The organism is bacterium (assembly GCA_024228115.1).
GTDB lineage: Bacteria > Myxococcota_A > UBA9160 > UBA9160 > UBA6930.
The window spans coordinates 1-1487 of the sequence record JAAETT010000441.1 but is presented as its reverse complement, the minus strand read 5'-3'; the positions used below and the strand labels follow the sequence as shown (position 1 = coordinate 1487).

Sequence of the window (1487 nt, the reverse complement as noted above, 5' to 3'; positions counted from 1 at the left end):
CGATCGGACTGCGACTGCTTGTGACCAATCGCATCGCGAACAAAGGCGTGGTGAAGCTCCGGACTGACCCGCGACCGGATTTCCTCTCGCATCACGCGGGAAGGGCGTGCGGTCTTTTCGGCTGCTGCAACATTGGGTTTCATTCGCGATTCTCCTTCTCTAGACCAACGACTTGATCGGCACGGATCGATCCGGCCTTGGCGGGGGAGAGCCAGGGAGCGAAGGTTCGCCAGCCGAGTTCGCAGATTCGGCCTCGTCGTCCTCAAGTAACTCGTCCAGTTCTCCTGAATCGCCACGATCAGCGATCTCCTCCAGCGTTGGGATTGAAGCCGCCGGCGTCCCCAACCACTCGAAAGCCTCTCGCTCGATCGGACGGTTCTCTGGCGGCTTGATTCGGGTCCGTTCCATGAGCCTCGGATCGGCAAAGAAGCGGGCCTTCTTTGCCCAGATGGGGCGCTCCCCGGCCACGAAGATGAGCGCGTTCTCCGCCGGGATCCGGAGCGCCTCGTCGGGCGTCAAGAGAGCTCGGTGGGTCTCTTCTTCGGATGCCATCACATGGGAAAGCCAGGGGGCGAGGCGGTTGCCGGAGTACATGCGACGTGGCTTTCGGACCGTCATGACGCCGGCCATTTCCGAGAGCAGCCGCGCCGTCTCGATCTTGTTCGGCGCAAACGCCACGCGCACGTGGCAGTTCGACACGATGGATTCATGGTGCCCGTAGGCGGCGTAGAGTTGCGACAGGTCCTGAACGATAAGGAAGGCCTGGATGCCGTAGCCGGCCAGATAGGCGAGCTGAGTCTCGAAGAAATCCAACCGCCCGAGCGTTGGAAACTCGTCCATCATGAGAAGGAGCCGGTGGCGGGCGGCGCCCTCCCCTGCCCTTTCCGTCCCATCGAGGCTTTCCGTCAGCCGGCTTCCCACCTGATGGATGAGGAGCCTCATGAGGGGGCGCGTGCGGCTGACATCCGAGGGCGGGACGACGAGGTAGAGGCTCACGGGCTTCTCGTGATCCACGAGGTTCATGACCTTGAAATCACTCCGGCTCGTTTTCTCCGCCACGAGGTCGTCTCGGTAGAGGGAGAGGCATTTCACGGTGGACGAGATCACGCTGGAGCGCTCGTTCTCGCTCTTGTTCAAAAGTGCCCGCGCGGAGCCCGCAACGAGTGGATGCGTCGTCGTCGGGCAGCCGCCGCCAGCCTCCCTCCACCCTCGCTCTCCGGATGGGTCGTGCTCGTAGACCATCATTTCCTCGAGTACGGCTTCGATCGGGCGCGCCGGATCCGTGAGGAGATCGAGGCAGCCTCGGAGCGTCTTCCTTGCCCCTGCGTAGAGGACGTGGAGGATCACGGTGTAGACGCTCACTCAGAAGCGTAGAAATCTGATCATTTGGCCGGGGGGCGACGCAGCCCGCCGTTCCGGATTCCGATTCAGATCTTCCGGGTCGAAAGGTCCTTGACCCAGGGCGAACGCCCTCCCGGCTCGACCGG

Annotated in this window: 1 protein-coding gene; it reads right to left on the bottom strand. The window is 62.9% G+C overall.

What is annotated here, in order from left to right; translation table 11 throughout:
- Positions 1–159 precede the first annotated feature (159 nt).
- On the bottom strand, positions 160–1362 hold the full coding sequence (locus tag GY937_19340; protein ID MCP5058861.1) for a type IV secretory system conjugative DNA transfer family protein: 1203 nt from the start codon (positions 1360–1362) through the stop codon (positions 160–162).
- Positions 1363–1487: the final 125 nt, after the last annotated feature.